Below are 18,256 nucleotides of genomic sequence, written 5' to 3' on the forward strand. Positions count from 1 at the left end.
CATGCAAAAGTATCACACCGGGAAAATATAAGCCAAGAGTAATACACTGGTTTGGCAAGTCAATTAATTTAAATCAGGGGAAAAAAGCTTGCAAATATGAATTTGTCCCCTTCTTTCTATCATTTATCCCCCCCGTAAAGCTGCAAACAGCTCCCAAATTTGGGCGTTAATTTTTTAATAACAGAGAAACAGTGATTTCGCTGTTCCTTTTTAACCTTTAAAACTGCTGTCATATGACTAAAAAGTACTGCTGCTTTTTTCGGGCTGCCTCCCGTAAGAAAGATACAAGGCAAAACAGCCTCAGGCATTTCATTGCAATTCTTTTGTTCTTCACACTTCCTTTTTGTTTATCGGCTCAGGATAAAACTGTGAGCGGTGTTATCACTGATTCTGAAAGCAACGAACCGGTTGTTGGTGCAACTGTAACCGTAAAAGGCAGAAATGCTTCTGTTATTACAGATGTGCTGGGGTCATTCAAACTAAAAGCCGAAACAGGCGAAGTACTCCAGGTGTCGTATGTCGGTTACAGCCCTGTTGAAATAACCATTCAATCGCAGGACGAGTTAGTACAGGTAAAGCTTACTGCAACCAATAAACAACTGAATGAAGTTGTAGTGGTGGGTTATGGTACAAAGAAGCGATCAGATGTAACAGGTTCGGTAGTGTCAGTTCCTAAATCCAGGCTGGAAAGATTGCCAGTGACAAACATACTCCATGCAATAGAAGGCTCTGTAGCAGGTGTGAATATCAGCCAGGGATCATCAGTTCCCGGTAGTTCAGCAGGTATATTGGTGCGTGGACAAAATTCCATTTCAGCCAACACAAGTCCTCTTATTGTTGTGGATGGAATTCCGTTTAACAAATCGGGTGGCATTACCAATGATATCAATCCAAACGATATTGCTTCAATTGAAGTATTGAAAGATGCTTCTGCTACGGCAATCTATGGTATGAACGGTTCAAACGGTGTAATCCTCATCACAACAAAAAGAGGTACCACAGGAAAACCTGTTATTCGTTATAGTGGCTACACAGGGGTTGATAATGTCGTACAAACACTTACTCCACTAAGCCCCGAGCAATATGTACAGAAGTATACCGATTATAAAACACAAGTGCCAACTGCACCACAAACAGTATTATGGAATGCATATGAAATTGCAAACTACAATGCAGGTAAAACCGTTGACTGGTTAAACGAAGTGAAGCGGCAGGGTGTTATTCAGGATCATAACATAAGTATTTCAGGTGGTACTAAGGAGTTCAAATATTTCCTTTCAGGTGAATATTTAAAACAGTTGGGTGCCGTAAAAGGATACCAGTATCACAGGGCAAGTGTTCGTTCAAATATGGACATCAATCTTACTGATTATTTATCTGTGGGTACATCGTTGTTTTATGCAAATAACAACTACGATGGTGGCAGGGCCAACTTTTATCTTGCAGCAGCAATGAGTCCTTATGGAACATTGCGCAATGCAGCAGGTAACTATGAAATTTTTCCAATGAATCCTGAATTGCTTTATGAAAACCCATTGCTGGGTTTAAATACAGACAGGGTTGACAGAAGCAATAACCTTAATGGCAATGCATATGCTGAATTAAAGTTCAATGGTGTATTAAAAGGATTGAAGTACAGGCTTAATGTGGGTACAAATTACATTACAACACGTGCCGGCTCATATAGAGGACGAAATGCAAACAATACCATTGGTAGTGCAAGTACATCAAGTTCTGAAACAAACAGCTGGGTAGTTGAAAACATTCTGACTTATGCCAAAAGCTTTGGTGCACATCACTTCGACTTTACCGGTTTGTATAGTGCACAGCAAAGAAGGTATTTCACTTCAAGCGCAGGTGCAAGCAATTTCATTAATGATGAATTGTCATTCTACAATCTTGGAGCGGGTGCAACTCAAACAGCAGGTTCTTATCAGGACAGGTACAATATTGCTTCGCAAATGGCAAGGATCAACTATTCATACAACAGTAAATACCTGTTAACAGTAACTGCCCGTCGTGATGGCTCATCAGTAATGGGTGCAAATACCAGCAAGTATGGTGTGTTCCCTTCTGTTGCTCTTGCATGGAATATCAGCAATGAAGATTTTATGGGTAAAGCAAAGTTTGTCAACAACCTGAAGCTACGTACATCTTATGGTCACACAGGTAACGAAGCAATTGGTGTGTATGGAACTGTTACAACAGATGCATCCGTTCGTTATCCGTTCTCAGGTGTGAGTACTATTGGTGTATTAGCAAGTAACCTTGGTAATGCAAACCTGCATTGGGAAACTTCGAAAACATTCAATATAGGTGTTGATTTTGCGGTTCTGAATAGCAGAATATCAGGTTCGGTAGATTTTTACAATACCAGGACAACGGATATCATTCTTCGTCGTAACCTTCCTATTATTACCGGTTACAGTAATATTTTCGATAACCTCGGTATAACACAGAACAGGGGTGTTGATATTGTGATCAACTCTGATAATATCTCGACTAAAGATTTCAAATGGCAAACAACTGCAAACTTTGCCGCCAACAAAAATAAACTCATCGATCTCTATGGCGACAGGAAAGATGACTTGGGAAACAGGTGGTTCATTGGTAAGCCAATTGGAGTGATCTATGATTATAAGATGGTAGGAGTATGGCAGGTTGGTGAAGATCCAACAGGTTGGGATGCCGGGGCCAAACCAGGCGACCTGAAGTTTGCTGATACCAACGGCGATAAAAAAGTGGATGGTAACGATCGCATTATTCTTGGACAAACTGCTCCTAAATGGACAGGTGGCCTGATCAACACATTCTCGTATAAAAATTTAAGTCTTACTGTTTTCATACAAACTGTTCAGGGTGCAATTAAAAACAACGTTACACTTACTTATGCAGATGAAGCAGGACGTATGAATATTCCTGTTGAAACAGGTTACTGGACCGCTGCGAACAAAAGCAACTCGAGACCTTCATTGGGTTATACCAATACAAAAGGCTATGGTTATGCTTCTGATAACAGTTTTACAAGGATCAAAGACGTATCTCTCAGTTACACTTTCGGAAAAAATGTATTGGATAAGATCAAACTGGGAAGTTTAACTGCTTACGTAAGTGGCAGAAACCTGCACACGTTTACAAACTGGATTGGTTGGGATCCCGAACATAACTATTCGTTCAGAGGTTCGGGCGACTGGACAAACAACTATCCCATTACAAGACAATTTGTGTTTGGTTTAAATGTAACACTCCGTTAATTGACTATTAAAAAATTACTACGATGAAGAAAACAAACTTAATTATATCGTCTGTTATTGCGGGTTGTTTGCTGATGTTCAGCGCCTGCAAAAAAACATACCTCGATGAGGAAGTGTACTCAGCTTATTCACCGCAAACGCTGAATGATTCATTGGGTTTTGAGGCATCTATTATAGGAATGCACAACCACTTGAGCACATTCTTCAGCTACAGCGATCCGCAAGGTTGGCCAAGTGTATGGCATGCAGGAACAGATATTGCATTGGTTCCTCCAACACAACGCCAGGGAATTGAAATTCCTTACTATGATTACACACAGCTTATTGCAACCGATGGTGCTGCTTCATTTACATGGGGCTGGGCATACCGCATGATCAATAATGCCAATATTATAATCAAGACCATTGAAAGCGGAAACACAGGTGCTATGACGGCTGCAAATAAGAACAGCATCAATGGTGAAGCAAAATTCTTCAGAGCTTATGCTTATAATATTCTTGCAACTTGTTTTGGCAGAGTGCCATTGGTGAAAGATCCATTGACAGCTCCCAAAACAGATTTTGTTCGAGCACCACTTGATAGTGTTAATACACTCATTATTGATGATCTTACGTTTGCTGCAGCAAATCTTCCCGAGCCAGGTGGCTTTGGCTCAAGAACAAATACAAACGGTAAACCTACTGCACGTGCCAATAAATACCAGGCCATGCAGTTGCTTGCTGAAGTTTACCTGCGTGCGGGCAAACCTGCTTTGGCTGAAGCACAGTGTGATGCTATCATCAACAGTGGCAAGTTTGCATTAACAACGGCACGTTATGGAATTAAAGCATCTCAAGCCGGTGATGCATTCAACGATATGTTCTGGTATGGTAACCAGCGTCGTTATCAAGGCAACAGGGAAGCTATTTGGGTAATGGAATTTGAACATCCTTCAACAGTAGTTGGCGGTATTACAAACAACCCACAACAACGCCGTAACTGGGGTGCGGCTTATTATCAGATTGCCGGTATGATCATTTGCGATTCATTAGGTGGTCGTGGTATTGCACGTATGCGTTTAACAAACTGGGTGGTGTATGATCTGTATGAAACAAACGATATGCGTAACTCACAATATAACCTGCGCAGAAAATTCTATTACAACGATCCTACTAAAGCAAACTATGGTCAGCAGATACCTTATGTTGGTGCTGATACAGTATTTAAGATATGTCCGCATACAACAAAATGGTTTCAGTATGATCCGAATGATGTATTTGGTTTTGCAATGATCAAAGATTTTATGTTGATGCGTTTAGGCGAAACTTATTTGTTGAAAGCAGAAGCACAGTTTAAACAAGGAAATACAGGAGGTGCTGCAACAACTATCAACGTCATCAGGGCAAGAGCAAATGCAACACCGGTTACTGGTGGTCAAATCACAATGGATTTTATTCTGGATGAACGTGCAAGAGAATTGCTTGCAGAAGAAAACAGGAGAATGACCTTGATGCGTACCGGGACGTTGGTTGAAAGAACAACAAGATTAAATGTACAAACTATAAATCCTGTAGTAGGTCTTGCTGCAAAACATTTGCTGATGCCGATACCACAAACAGAGATCAATTTGAATAAAGATGCTATTCTGGAGCAAAATACAGGATACAATTAGCAGTAGTTTTTGAGGGTCATGGCCGGGGAACATACCGTTCCCTGGCTTTTTCCCTATTACAGACGCTCTTGTTTAATCCTATTCTTACGATATACACGGTTGATAAAATCCATAGAGCAACAAAACTTTTTTGAAATACCGATAATTTTTAAAGATGAAAATTGGAATGAGCCAGATAGTATTTAATGTGTTTTTTTGTTTTTGCATTTCGCTGGCAAATGTTTTTGCGCAAACACTTGAGAAGAACGATTGGGAAAATCAACAGTTGATCGACATTAACAAAGAAGCATCTCATGCTTCGTTTATGTTATTTGATTCGCAAAATGATGTTGTTGCAGATGATTATAGTAAGTCAGGGTTTCATCAGTCGTTAAACGGCAAATGGAAATTCACCTATGTAGATAAACATGCAGACCGTATTAAAGATTTTTATCGTGCTGATCTCAATACTTCAGCATGGAAAGAAATTGCTGTTCCTTCTAACTGGGAGTTGCAGGGCTTTGGTATTCCTATCTACACAAACATTGTTTATCCGCATCCGAAAAATCCTCCTTACATCGGAGAGAATAACCCGGTTGGAACTTATAGAAAAGAATTTACAGTTGCAGATAGCTGGAACGATAAAGAAGTGATCCTTCATTTCGGTTCCATCAGCGGTTGTGCGTTTATTTATGTGAATGGTCAGAAAGTTGGTATGACCAAAGCGTCGAAAACAGCTGCTGAATTTAACATCACAAAATATTTACAGAAAGGAAAAAACCTGCTGGCCGTGCAAGTGTTTCGCTGGCACGATGGCAGCTATCTGGAAGATCAGGATTTTTGGCGTTTAAGCGGTATTGAGCGTGTTGTGTTTTTATTTGCTATGCCCAAAACAACTGTATGGGATTTTTTTCTGAAAGCAGATTTAGACGCTCAATACAAAAATGGATTATTTAGTGCAGATGTTGATGTGCGCCGTTTTGCAAGAAATAATCAAACCAACGGAACGCTTACAGTAGAGCTGTTTGATAAACGGGGAAAGAAAGTTTTTACACAAAAGAAAACATATATTTCTGGTGCAACAGATGTGCAGAAAGTTTCATTTACAGGAACAATTAAGAATGTATTGAAATGGAGTGGAGAAGCACCGAATCTTTACAACTGTGTAATAACACATACAAACGGTACAGAAACAACGTATACCGGTGCAAGAGTTGGCTTTCGTAAAGTAGAAATTAAAAATGCACAATTGCTTGTTAATGGTGTGGCAATTGAAGTGCATGGTGTAAACAGACATGAACATGATGATGTAAACGGACATGTGCCTTCAAAAGAGTTGATTTTGAAAGATATTGAACTGATGAAAAAATTCAACGTAAATGCTGTTCGTTTATCTCATTATCCAAACGATCCGTTGATGTATAAATTATGTGATGAGTATGGATTGTATTTGGTTGATGAAGCAAATATTGAAACACATGGTATGGGTGCAGAATGGCAAGGTGGTTTCGATAAATCGAAGCATCCTGCTTATTTGCCCGAGTGGGCACCTGCGCATCTCGACAGAATGAAACGGATGGTAGAACGTGATAAAAACCATGCTTCGGTTATAATTTGGAGTTTAGGGAATGAATGTGGTAATGGTCCTGTTTTTCATGATGGTTATAAATGGATGAAAGAAAGAGATAACTCACGCCCCGTGCAATTTGAGCAGGCTGGTGAAGACTGGAATACAGATATTGTTTGTCCGATGTATCCTCGGGTTAACGACATGAAGCGTTATGCTGAAAACAAAAGCAAAACCCGCCCCTACATTATGTGCGAATATTCGCATGCAATGGGCAACAGTAACGGAAACTTTCAGGAGTACTTCTATATCATACGTAGCAGTGCACATATGCAAGGCGGTTTTATTTGGGATTGGGTAGACCAGGGATACAAACAACAAGACAAAAATGGTAATACCTATTGGGCTTATGGAGGCGATATGGGCAGTTATAATTTGCATAATGATGAGAACTTCTGTTCAAATGGTTTAATAGCTGCAAACAGAACGCCACATCCCGGTTTGTATGAAGTGAAAAAAGTTTATCAGGATATTTTGTTTACGACAACAGATATTAAAACCGGCGTAGTGACAATTTATAACGGTTTCAATTTTACGAATCTAAATCAATACAATTTCAACTGGGTCTTACTAAAAAATGGTGAGGAAATTCATAAAGGTGAGTTTAATGCAACTGCAGCGCCACATTCAAAAGTAGATGTGAAATTGCAAGTGCCACAAGGTAAAATGAATGATGTTGCAGAATATTATATCAATGTTTTTGCAACAATTTCTAAAACCAGTGAAACAGTACTGTTGCCGGAAGGGCATGAAATTGCACGTGAACAGTTTAAACTCAGTGGCGATTATTTTACAAACAAGCAAGCAGCATCAGGCAGTTTACAGATTAAAAAAGAAGAGGCTAGAATATCTTTTACATCTGGAGATGTTTCAGGTGAAATAGATTTAAAAACAGGTGTTGTAAGAAACTATCGCATTAAAGATGGTATGCAATTGAACCGTATGCCCGAGCCTTATTTCTGGCGTGCACCAACCGATAATGACTTTGGCAGTGGTATGCCGGCTAATCTTGGTATCTGGCGTTCGGCACATCAAACAAAGAAAGTAAAATCAGTAGTTGCCGGCGAACAAACCAAAGATGGTATTGCTGTAAAAGTTGAATATGAGTTAACCGGCATTGCAGTTCCGTATATACTCGAATATTTTATTCAAAATGATGGAAGTATTAAAATAACAGCCAGTATTGATATGACCGGCAGAGACTTACCTGAACTTCCTCGTTTTGGTATGCGTATGCAATTGCCTCCAATGTTTGATCAGTTGAAGTTCTATGGTCGTGGACCTTGGGAAAATTATAGTGATCGTAATACTTCTTCTTTCGTTGGTAATTACAGCAGCGATGTGAAAAATCAGTTTACTGCAAATTATATCCGTCCACAGGAAAATGGTTATAAAACAGATGTAAGATGGTTAACACTTACAACAAAAGCCGGCAGAGGATTACAGGTAGAAGGTTTGCAACCTATTTGCTTTAGTGCATTACCCTATACAACTGAAAGTATGGATCCGGGTATGACTAAAAAACAACAACATCCAACAGATATTCGTCCGGATAATAATGTTTATCTGCAAATAGACTTAAAACAACGTGGTGTTGGGGGCGATGACAGCTGGGGTGCATTACCACACGATGAGTATCGTTTACTCGATAAAAAATACAACTACAGTTATATTATCCGTTTGTTGAATTAGTTTTAGTACATACTTCTAATATTTGTGTCTTTTATGTATGATCTGTTTTATTTGTGTAACAGGGATGCATAAAAGACACAGTGTTAAGGGCTATTTATAAATCGGCTTCAATCATGATCATCCGTTACAGCATTTATTTAGGTTTCATTCTGCTTGCTTTTGCCTGCAACAGGCACAAAGCAGTCAAAACGATACAAACAACTGTTACGCAAGATGGTTATACTTTAGTGTGGGCTGATGAGTTTAACAACAAAGGAAGACCTGATTCAGCAAACTGGAATTACGAATATGGTTTTGTGCGCAATGAAGAGTTACAATGGTACCAACCGGAGAATGTAAGTGTTGGTAATGGTTTGTTGTTGATCGAAGCAAGGAAAGAAGAAAAACCAAATCCTGCTTATAAAGAAAACAGTAAAAGCTGGCGAACAAACCGGTCAACAATTCAATACACATCATCTTGTTTGCTCACAAGAGGTAAGCAAAGCTGGTTGTATGGCCGTTTTGAATTGCGTGCAAAGATTGACATCAGTAATGGTATGTGGCCTGCATGGTGGACATTGGGTGTTGATAAAGGTTGGCCGGGCAATGGCGAGATCGATATTATGGAATATTACCGGGGGATGTTGTTGGCAAATATTGCCTGCTTAGGAAGTGATCGTAAAGCGCAATGGTTCAGCAATACATTTAAAACTGATTCATTGGGTGGAGAAGCATGGGCGAGTAAATTTCATATTTGGCGGATGGATTGGACAGAAGAGTTTATTGCGTTGTATTGTGATGATCAGTTGTTGAATGAAGTAAGTTTGGATAAGTTGGTGAATAAGGATGGGAGTAATTTTAATCCCTTCAAACAAAAACATTACATGTTGCTCAATCTTGCAATGGGCGGTATGAATGGCGGTGATATTACAGGAACAACCTTTCCTCAGAAATTTGAAATAGATTACGTTAGGGTATACCAGAAGAAATAATCAAGTATGAATGTGAAGTACAGTAAGAGAATGTTAGCGATGCTTTGTGCCGTGGTTTTGTTTTCAGGCATTGCATCTGCACAATATAAAGCGTACCTGTTCACTTATTTTACAGGTAACGCAAAAGCTGATGAACAGATAAAATTTGCCATTAGTACCGATGGATATAATTTTCGTGCATTGAACGGTAATAAACCTGTTATTCAATCGTCTGCAATCAGTGAAACAGGTGGTGTGCGTGATCCGCATATTCTGCGTGGTGCTGATGGTAAAACATTTTACATGGTGGTAACCGATATGGTTTCTGCCAATGGCTGGAATTCAAACAGGGCAATGGTATTGCTCAAATCAACGGATCTTATTAACTGGTCGTCCAGCATCATCAATATGCAGAAACGTTTTGCAGGTAATGATAGCTTGTTACGTGTATGGGCGCCGCAAACCATTTATGATACTAAGGCGAAGAAGTATATGATCTATTGGTCGATGAAGCATGGCAAAGGTGCCGACATCATTTACTATGCATATGCCAATGCTGCGTTCACCGATCTGGAAACAGAGCCTAAACAATTATTCTATAGCCCAACAAACGGATCATGCATTGATGGTGATATTGTTTTTAAAGATGGCAAGTATCATCTCTTCTTTAAAACAGAAGGTGAGGGGGCGGGTATTAAAATTGCAGTGTCAGATAAATTAACCGAAGGATATGTGTTGCAGGATAAATATGTGCAGCAAACAAAAGATCCGGTTGAAGGTGCGGGTGTGTTTAAACTGAACAATGGGGAAGGATACATTTTGATGTATGATGTGTATACCAAGGGCAGGTATCAATTCACAAAAACAAAAGACCTGAAAACATTTACAGTGATTGATGAGGAAGTGAATATGAACTTTCATCCACGTCATGGAACAGTAATGCCCATTACTGCAGCAGAAGCAGAACGTTTGATGAAGAAATGGGGAGCAGCTGAAGATGTGCTGGGTAACGCTACATCAAAACAAATTAAAAAGATCAACACAAGAGTTGATACCGTTAATAAAACTGTTTATCTCTCGGTGAAACCCGGCACAAATCTCAAAGCATTCAATCCTGCTTTCCGTTTATTGCCTGCAACAACAGTATCGCCTTCAACGCCACAGGATTTTACAAATGCTGCTGTGAAATATGTACTGAACATTAAAGGACAGCAGCCACAAACATGGAAAGTAATTGCACAGGAAAATCATAACCCTGTATTGGAAGGTTTTTATGCTGATCCGGATGTGCTGTATTCAGAAAAAACAAAAAAGTATTATATCTATCCAACCAGTGATGGGTTTGATGGTTGGTCTGGAACTTATTTCAAAGCTTTTTCATCAACTGATCTGGTAAGCTGGAAAGATGAAGGCATTATACTTGATCTCAATAAAGACGTAAGCTGGGCCAAACGCAATGCATGGGCGCCTTGCATTATTGAAAAGAAAGTAAATGGTCAGTACAAATACTTTTACTATTTCACGGCAGCGCAAAAAATTGGTGTTGCGGTTGCGGATGATCCTGCTGGTCCCTTTACAGATATGGGTAAGGCATTGATTGATAAAAAACCTGAAGGCGTTAGAGGCGGTCAGGAAATTGATCCCGAAGTGTTTACTGATCCGCAAACAGGAAAAAGTTATTTGTATTGGGGCAATGGCTACATGGCAGTTGCAGAGTTGAATGATGATATGATCTCGTTGAAAGAGGAAACGTTGAAGACGATCAAGGTTGACAGAACATTCCGAGAAGGAACAACCGTTTTCTTTCGCAATGGTATTTATTATTTCTTGTGGAGTGAGGATGATACAAGAAGTGAAAACTATCGGGTGCGTTACGGAACTTCAACATCACCACTGGGCCCAATTACTATTCCAACAGAAAATTTAGTAATAGCAAAAGATCCTTCAACAGGTATTTACGGCACAGGACATAATTCAGTTTTACAACTTCCCGGTAAAGATGAATGGTATATCGTTTATCATCGTTTCAATTATCCAAAAGGAATTACGATGGGTGGTGCTGCCGGCTTCAACCGTGAAGTATGTATTGATAAAATGGAGTTCAATGTTGATGGAAGCATTAAGCTGGTAACACCAACACATAAAGGAATTAAACCACTATCTGTAACTTCAGGTAAATAAATGCGATTGTTTTATGCAGAAAGTTTTTCTCAGCACTATTGTTTTATTCTTGCTAAGTGTTAATTGCTTTGCACAGAAAAGTAAACTAAAAATATTTCCACTTTCAGATGTACGCTTGTTAAACAGTCCCTTTAAACAAGCGCAGGAAACGGATAAGAAATATATACTGTCGCTCGATGTTGATCGATTACTTGCACCTTTCTTAAAAGAAGCTGGAATTGAAACGAAAGCGATCAGTTATCCCAATTGGGAAAATTCCGGATTAGATGGACATATCGGCGGGCATTATATTTCTGCATTGGCAAACATGTACGCTGCAACAGGTGATACAGAAGTATTGAGACGACTTACCTACATGATCGATCTGCTGGAGAAATGTCAGCAGAAAGATGCAGATGGCTATGTTGGCGGTATACCCGGCGGTAAAAAAATGTGGCAGGATGTTGCTGCCGGAAAGATCAATGCGGGTGGATTTTCACTCAATGATAAATGGGTGCCGCTGTATAATATTCACAAACTGTATGCAGGACTAATAGATGCATATACAATTGCAGGCAATCAAAAAGCAAAAACAATTCTTATAAAATTATCTGATTGGTTTTATACGATTACATCAAAGCTGAGTGATGAGCAACTGCAAACGATACTCCGTAGCGAACATGGTGGCATGAATGAAGCCTTTGCAGATGTGGCAGCGATAACAGGTGAGAAAAAATATTTAGAACTTGCAAAACGCTTATCGCATCAGTTTATACTGAATCCATTGCTGCAACAAAAAGATGCACTCAATGGTTTGCATGCAAATACACAGATACCCAAAGTGATCGGCTTTGTGCGCATTGCAGAAATAGGAGGGGATAGCAGCTGGGCAAATGCAGCCAACTTCTTCTGGAATACAGTTGTAAACCACAGAACAATTTCGATCGGCGGCAACAGTGTGCGTGAACATTTTCATCCTGCCAACGATTTTTCTTCGATGATCGATACCAAAGAAGGTCCTGAAACCTGCAACAGTTACAACATGCTTAAATTGTCGAAGCAGTTGTTTCTGGCGCATCCTTCTGCTTCATACATGGATTATTATGAACGAACCATGTACAATCATATTCTTTCATCACAACATCCTGATGGCGGCTTTGTTTATTTCACACCCATCCGTCCACGGCATTACCGTGTGTATTCGCAACCACAAAAGGGTATGTGGTGTTGCGTAGGTACAGGTATGGAAAATCATGGTAAGTATGGCGAGTTGATCTATGCACATAATGCGAATGATCTGTACGTCAACTTCTTTATTCCTTCAAAACTCAACTGGAAAGAAAAAGGTTTGCAGGTTGAACAGCAGACCACTTTTCCCAATAGTGAAACAACGAACTTAACGATCACTATTAAAAGGCCACATCAGTTTGCGATTCTATTCCGTTATCCATCATGGGTGAAGGACGGTGAGTTAAAAGCATTTGTAAATAAGAAGGCAGTGCAGGTGAAGCGCAATGAAAATTCGTATGCTTCAATAACACGGATTTGGAAAACAGGTGATGTGTTGTCGATTCAATTGCCGATGGAAATAAAAGCAGAGTTTTTGCCCGACAGTTCATCGTGGGTTAGTTTTGTTCGTGGCCCTATTGTATTGGCTGCTGCAACAGATTCTACCAATACAACTGGATTAAAAGCTGATGACAGCCGTATGGGCCATATTGCTAATGGTGCGCTGTATCCGATCGAAGATGCACCTATGATTGTAACGGCTGATAAGAAAAACATTACTTCGTTGCAACCAGTAAAAGGTAAAATGTTTACCTATACTGCATCTTCCCTCGTATATCCGGCAAAGTATAAGAATCTGCAACTGGTTCCTTTTTATACAATTCATGACAGTCGTTACATGTTGTACTGGCGCTATGCAACACCCGCACAACTGGAAACAATTAAAGAAGAGATAAGAAAGAAAGAAGAAGTAAGGCTGGCGTTAGAAAAAATAACTGTCGACCAGGTTGCGCCGGGTGAACAGCAACCGGAATCAGATCATGCTTTCAAAGGAGAACAGACAGAAGCAGGTGTGAATAAAGATCGACACTGGCGTACAGCAAAGAAATGGTTCAGCTATGAGTTGAAAAATGCCGATGCTGCTGCACGCACATTGCGTATTACTTATTTCGGGCAGGATCGTAACCGTTTGTTTGATATTTATGTGAATGATGTGTTGTTGCAAACAGTGGAGTTGAATGGTGCAAAAGGCGATCAGTTTTTTGATGTGAATTATGCATTGCCTGCAGAAGTAGCAAAAGAAAAAATAATCACCGTAAAGTTTGTGGCGAAAGAAAAGTCAACTGCGGGTGGTATTTATTATGTGCGGTTATTGAAATAAAATCATTTAAAAACCGATAGATGAAAAAAAAGTTATTACTGGCTCTGTTTTTAATGGTGGGGTACTGCTGCGCTTTTGCACACGAGCCCGATTCAGTTTTGGTAAAAGGTTATACTACGGGCAAGAACGATAATAAAAACGGACTTCACATTGCTTATAGCTTTGATGGCAAAACGTGGATAAGCATCGGCAATGAGTTTTCTTTTTTAAGAAGTGATTACGGCAGATGGGGGTCAAGTAAAAAAATGTACGATCCTGTTTTGGTAAAGAACAGCAGCACAGAATGGGCCTGTTATTTTTTTACAGAAGCTGAACACAAAGTGGTAGGCGTTGCAACTACCAGCGATCTTGTTTTGTGGAAACCCCAGGATTATTTCCTGTATGATGAAGTAAAAATAAAATTTCCTGCAATTAATAAAGCATTGAGCAATGCTGCAGTCATTTATAAACAACCGTGGAGTTTTGTACAGGCGTTGATCAACCATGCCGACCTTGAAGCATATCGAAATATGCTATACAGTGTAACTGCGCAAAGTTTTGCAGAGAAGAATGCGTCACTAAAACCGTTTAATGTTTCATTATCCATCAATATGGAGAACAAAAAAAAGATCAGCGATAAACTGATTGGTGTTTTTTTTGAAGATCTGAATTATGCTGCTGATGGCGGTTTGTATGGAGAGCTGATCCAGAACAGGGATTTTGAATATACTTCAAAAGATAGACGAGAATGGAACAGCACAACCAACTGGAAAAGCAAAAATGGAAAGCTTGTTATTGAAAGTATACAACCCATTACTAAAAACAATCTTCACTATGCAGTATTGCAAAGCGGTGATGAAATAAGTAATAATGGATTTGATGGTATTGCTGTTACAGCAGGAGAGAAGTATGATCTTTCCTTTTTTGCACGTTCGGCAAACAAAGGCAGTTTAGCCATTGTGTTGACTGACAGTAATGGCGCTAAAGTTTCAAACGAAATTACAATTGCAGTCAATGCATCAAACTGGAAACAATATCAAAGCGTATTCACTGCAAAGACTTCTGTAAAACATGCAAAGCTTTCGATCACCGCAAAAAAGCAGGAGACAGCAATTGATCTTATCTCTCTCTTTCCACAAAAGACATTTAAGAACAGGAAGAATGGTTTAAGAGCTGATCTTGCACAAGCCATTGCCGATCTCAAACCACGCTTTATGCGTTTCCCCGGCGGTTGTTTGGCGCATGGTAATGGTCTTGATAATATTTATCAATGGAAAAATTCAATTGGGAAATTGGAAGAGCGTAAACCCGATTTTAATTTATGGGGCTATCATCAAACAATGGGACTTGGTTATTACGAGTACTTTCAGTTTTGTGAAGACATCGGCGCAGAACCATTGCCTGTACTTGCTGCAGGTGTTCCCTGTCAGAATTCAAGTCATCATCATCAGACAGGCATTGCAGGTCAGCAAGGTGGTATTCCACTCAATGAAATGGATGAGTATATTCAGGACATTCTCGATTTGATAGAATGGGCCAATGCTGATAAAAATACAACATGGGGCAAACTTCGTGCAGCAGCAGGACATCCGACGCCTTTCAATTTAAAATACATTGGTATCGGTAACGAAGACCTGATATCGGAAGTGTTTAAAGAACGCTTTGCGATGATCTATAAAGCCATTAAAGCAAAATATCCTGCAATCATAGTAATAGGAACAGTAGGTCCTTTTTACGAAGGAAGCGATTATAGTTTCGGTTGGGACTTCGCTTCCGAAATGGGTGTGCCGATGGTTGATGAACATTATTATGTGCCACCTGCATGGTTGATCAATAACCAGGATTACTATGATAAGTATGATCGCAAAAAGCCGAAAGTGTATCTCGGTGAATATGCGGCGCATGTGAAAGGGCGACCTAACAACATAGAAACTGCATTGGCAGAAGCATTGTATTTGTGCAGTGTTGAACGAAACGGTGATGTAGTTGAAATGACCTCTTACGCACCATTGCTGGCAAGAGAGGGTAATACACAATGGAATCCTGATATGATTTACTTTAATAACAGCGATGTGAAACTCACGCCGGGTTATGAAGTGCAGAAAATGTTTGGCAACAACGCCGGTGATGAATACATCGAAAGCAGCTTTACCCTTGATAACACGAATGCTGATATACAAAAGCGTATTGCAAAGTCGGTTGTAAGAGATGCAAAAACAGGTGATTTGATTATTAAACTCGTTAATCTTTTACCGGTTGAAGCAACTGTTGATTTTAAAGATCTGAACTTTAGTAATTACAGCATAGCGAAAATAGTCTTACAGGGAAATCCTGATGAGAAGAATGTAAAACCTGTAACCACAACTGATGTTGTGCTCAACAATAAACTGGTTTTGCCAAAATACTCTTTTACTGTTTTAAGAATAAAAGCGAAGTAAACAATTGAATGAAAAATAGCTTCATACTTTTTCTGCTTTTAGCTATAAGCTTTAATACAATTGCGCAGAATAAAGTACATAATCCGGCTTACTCAACACAGGTAAATGGCAAAACAGTTTTTAAGTTAGATAAGCCTGATTTTAAGAAGAGTCCGCTTACTGGTATGACGAGAAAGCATTGGAAAGATGCAGCAATGTATTTGCTGGAAGGTGCGTTCAGTTATATCCATTCGCTGGACGATCCGATGAAATTTCCCAAACAGCCGGGCAAAAGTTACCCAAGAAGTGAAGCACAGGTGCCAACTGAAAAACTGGAAGGTTTGGTGCGCACTTTATTCATTGCTGCTCCGTTGCTGAAAGAAGATTCGAATCTCGTTATCAGCAATATTAAAGTGGCTGATTATTATCGTCACCAGATATTGAATTTGCTTGATCCGAAACATCCATCTTATATTAAACCGCAGGCAAAGGGCGGGGGGCCAAGCCAGATATTGGTTGAGTTTGGTGCATTATCTGTATCGATGTTTTATGCGCCGGAAGTATTGTTCGATCCGTTGACAAAAAAACAGAAAGATGCATTGGCTGCAACCATGTTGAGTTATGGTGATGGAAAAACTGTTGCATCGAACTGGAAGTTCTTCAACATTTTCGTATTGAGTTTTTTCAAGAGTAGAGGTTATGAGATCAATGAAAAATTGTTGATCGAATATCTTGATAAATCATTAGCGCATTATCATGGTAGTGGATGGTATAACGATGCGCCTGCATACGATTACTACAGTATGTGGGCTTTTCAGATGTATGGCCCGGTATGGAGTGAATACTTTGGAAAGAAATATTATCCCGAGTATGCTAAGAAGTTCATGAATAATTTTAATGATGTAAAGAACAACTATCCTTATCTCTTTAGTCGTGATGGAAAGATGCTGATGTGGGGCAGGAGTATGAGTTACCGTATCGGTTCCATAGCACCATTTCCGTTAATGGGTTATGAAAATGATCCTACGATCAATTATGGTTGGATGCGCAGAATATCTTCTTCTGTTATGTTACAGTTCTTACAGCATCCGGAATTTATGCAGGACAATGTGCCGACGCTTGGTTTTTACGGAGCATTTGAACCGGCTGTACAACCATACAGTTGCAGAGGTTCGGCTTACTGGATGGGTAAAGCATTTGTAGCGTTGATGATTCCTGAAGACAATCCATTCTGGACAGCAACTGAAAACGAAGGTGCATGGGAAAAAGAATTAAAGAAAGGAAACGTGTATAACAAATACCAAGACAGTTCGCATATCCTCATCACCGATTATCCAAACATCGGCGCATCGGAAATAAGAGCATGGTGTAAAGTAAAAGCTATTGGTGCAAACGAACCTTTCCGTGCAAGTGAAAATTATAATCGTCTTTCGTATAACAGTGCTTTTCCCTGGCAGGCTGATAGTGTGGCAGGTGTTGTAGCCATGAACTATATCGTACTCAATAAAAAGAATGAATGGGAGCCGCTGCGCTTGTATGATTTTAAAAAGTTTGAGAATGGAATCTATTATCGTGATGTCGTTCTTGAAACAAACAACAATATCAAATTTCAACTTGCTGACATGCCTTTACCCAACGGTATTCTCCGTGTTGATAAAGTAACGAGCGATACAATAACAGAAATTCGTTTGGGGCATTATGCTTTGCCAAAGTTGAACACGCCCATTAAAACTACTTTACGAAAAGTAAAAAACTATACTGCAACCATTATCGACAATGGTGAGTACCAGTTGGCATTAGTACCAGTGCAAGAATGGAAGTCTGCAAAAGCAATAGCAACAACCAATGTGCATCCGCAGAGTAAAGAAAGCATGGTAATTAATGCATCGCAGCAATTGAATCCAAAGAAAGGTTCTGTTTTTATAACACTGATGTTGTGGAAAAAGAGTGGTGACAAATGGACGGATGATGAGTTGGTGCCTGTAACGAATGTGAATGTAACAGCGGGAAAGGTAGAAGTGAAAATGAGAAACGGGAGTACATTGTTTGATGTGAATTGATAGATCTGATTATTGAAAAGGGCGATTCGATTCGAAGTGCCCTTATTTTTTAAATGCATTGTCCTCAGCATGCTGATGTGATATTTTATGCTTGGAA

General features: G+C 39.6%; 8 protein-coding genes. All 8 read left to right on the forward strand.

Annotation, left to right across the window (positions count from 1 at the left end):
• Positions 1–233 precede the first annotated feature (233 nt).
• The 8 genes from WG954_RS13150 to WG954_RS13185 all read left to right on the forward strand — a co-directional run bounded on the left by WG954_RS13150 (position 234) and on the right by WG954_RS13185 (position 18,159).
• Positions 234–3,254, forward strand: coding sequence for a SusC/RagA family TonB-linked outer membrane protein (locus tag WG954_RS13150; protein WP_340437069.1), 3,021 nt, complete (start codon positions 234–236; stop codon positions 3,252–3,254).
• A 23-nt stretch (positions 3,255–3,277) separates the two neighbouring features.
• On the forward strand, positions 3,278–4,906 hold the full coding sequence (locus tag WG954_RS13155) for a RagB/SusD family nutrient uptake outer membrane protein (protein WP_340437070.1): 1,629 nt from the start codon (positions 3,278–3,280) through the stop codon (positions 4,904–4,906).
• A 154-nt stretch (positions 4,907–5,060) separates the two neighbouring features.
• Positions 5,061–8,204 carry a beta-galactosidase, LacZ type gene (gene lacZ, locus WG954_RS13160; RefSeq protein ID WP_340437071.1) on the forward strand — a complete coding sequence of 1,048 codons (3,144 nt, stop codon included), beginning with the start codon at positions 5,061–5,063 and terminating at the stop codon, positions 8,202–8,204.
• Positions 8,205–8,317: 113 nt separating this feature from the next.
• Positions 8,318–9,175 (forward strand): glycoside hydrolase family 16 protein, encoded by an 858-nt coding sequence (locus tag WG954_RS13165; RefSeq protein WP_340437072.1) that lies wholly within the window; start codon positions 8,318–8,320, stop codon positions 9,173–9,175.
• Positions 9,176–9,181: 6 nt separating this feature from the next.
• Positions 9,182–11,335 carry a glycoside hydrolase family 43 protein gene (locus tag WG954_RS13170; protein ID WP_340437073.1) on the forward strand — a complete coding sequence of 718 codons (2,154 nt, stop codon included), beginning with the start codon at positions 9,182–9,184 and terminating at the stop codon, positions 11,333–11,335.
• 13 nt (positions 11,336–11,348) lie between these two features.
• Positions 11,349–13,703, forward strand: coding sequence for a beta-L-arabinofuranosidase domain-containing protein (locus WG954_RS13175; protein WP_340437074.1), 2,355 nt, complete (start codon positions 11,349–11,351; stop codon positions 13,701–13,703).
• Positions 13,704–13,723: 20 nt separating this feature from the next.
• Positions 13,724–16,120, forward strand: a complete 2,397-nt coding sequence (locus WG954_RS13180) for an alpha-L-arabinofuranosidase family protein (protein ID WP_340437075.1) — start codon at positions 13,724–13,726, stop codon at positions 16,118–16,120.
• 8 nt (positions 16,121–16,128) lie between these two features.
• Positions 16,129–18,159: a DUF2264 domain-containing protein gene (locus WG954_RS13185; protein WP_340437076.1), complete on the forward strand. Its 2,031-nt coding sequence runs from the start codon at positions 16,129–16,131 to the stop codon at positions 18,157–18,159.
• Positions 18,160–18,256 lie beyond the last annotated feature (97 nt).

Origin of the sequence: Lacibacter sp. H375, assembly GCF_037892425.1 — a bacterium.
Classification (GTDB): Bacteria; Bacteroidota; Bacteroidia; order Chitinophagales; family Chitinophagaceae; genus Lacibacter.

Bases quoted from the DNA above. Each gene is read 5' to 3' on its own strand.
- WG954_RS13150 (WP_340437069.1), top strand. From the start codon at position 234: ATGACTAAAAAGTACTGCTGCTTTTTTCGGGCTGCCTCCCGTAAGAAA.
- WG954_RS13155 (WP_340437070.1), top strand. From the start codon at position 3,278: ATGAAGAAAACAAACTTAATTATATCGTCTGTTATTGCGGGTTGTTTG.
- lacZ (WP_340437071.1), top strand. From the start codon at position 5,061: ATGAAAATTGGAATGAGCCAGATAGTATTTAATGTGTTTTTTTGTTTT.
- WG954_RS13165 (WP_340437072.1), top strand. From the start codon at position 8,318: ATGATCATCCGTTACAGCATTTATTTAGGTTTCATTCTGCTTGCTTTT.
- WG954_RS13170 (WP_340437073.1), top strand. From the start codon at position 9,182: ATGAATGTGAAGTACAGTAAGAGAATGTTAGCGATGCTTTGTGCCGTG.
- WG954_RS13175 (WP_340437074.1), top strand. From the start codon at position 11,349: ATGCAGAAAGTTTTTCTCAGCACTATTGTTTTATTCTTGCTAAGTGTT.
- WG954_RS13180 (WP_340437075.1), top strand. From the start codon at position 13,724: ATGAAAAAAAAGTTATTACTGGCTCTGTTTTTAATGGTGGGGTACTGC.
- WG954_RS13185 (WP_340437076.1), top strand. From the start codon at position 16,129: ATGAAAAATAGCTTCATACTTTTTCTGCTTTTAGCTATAAGCTTTAAT.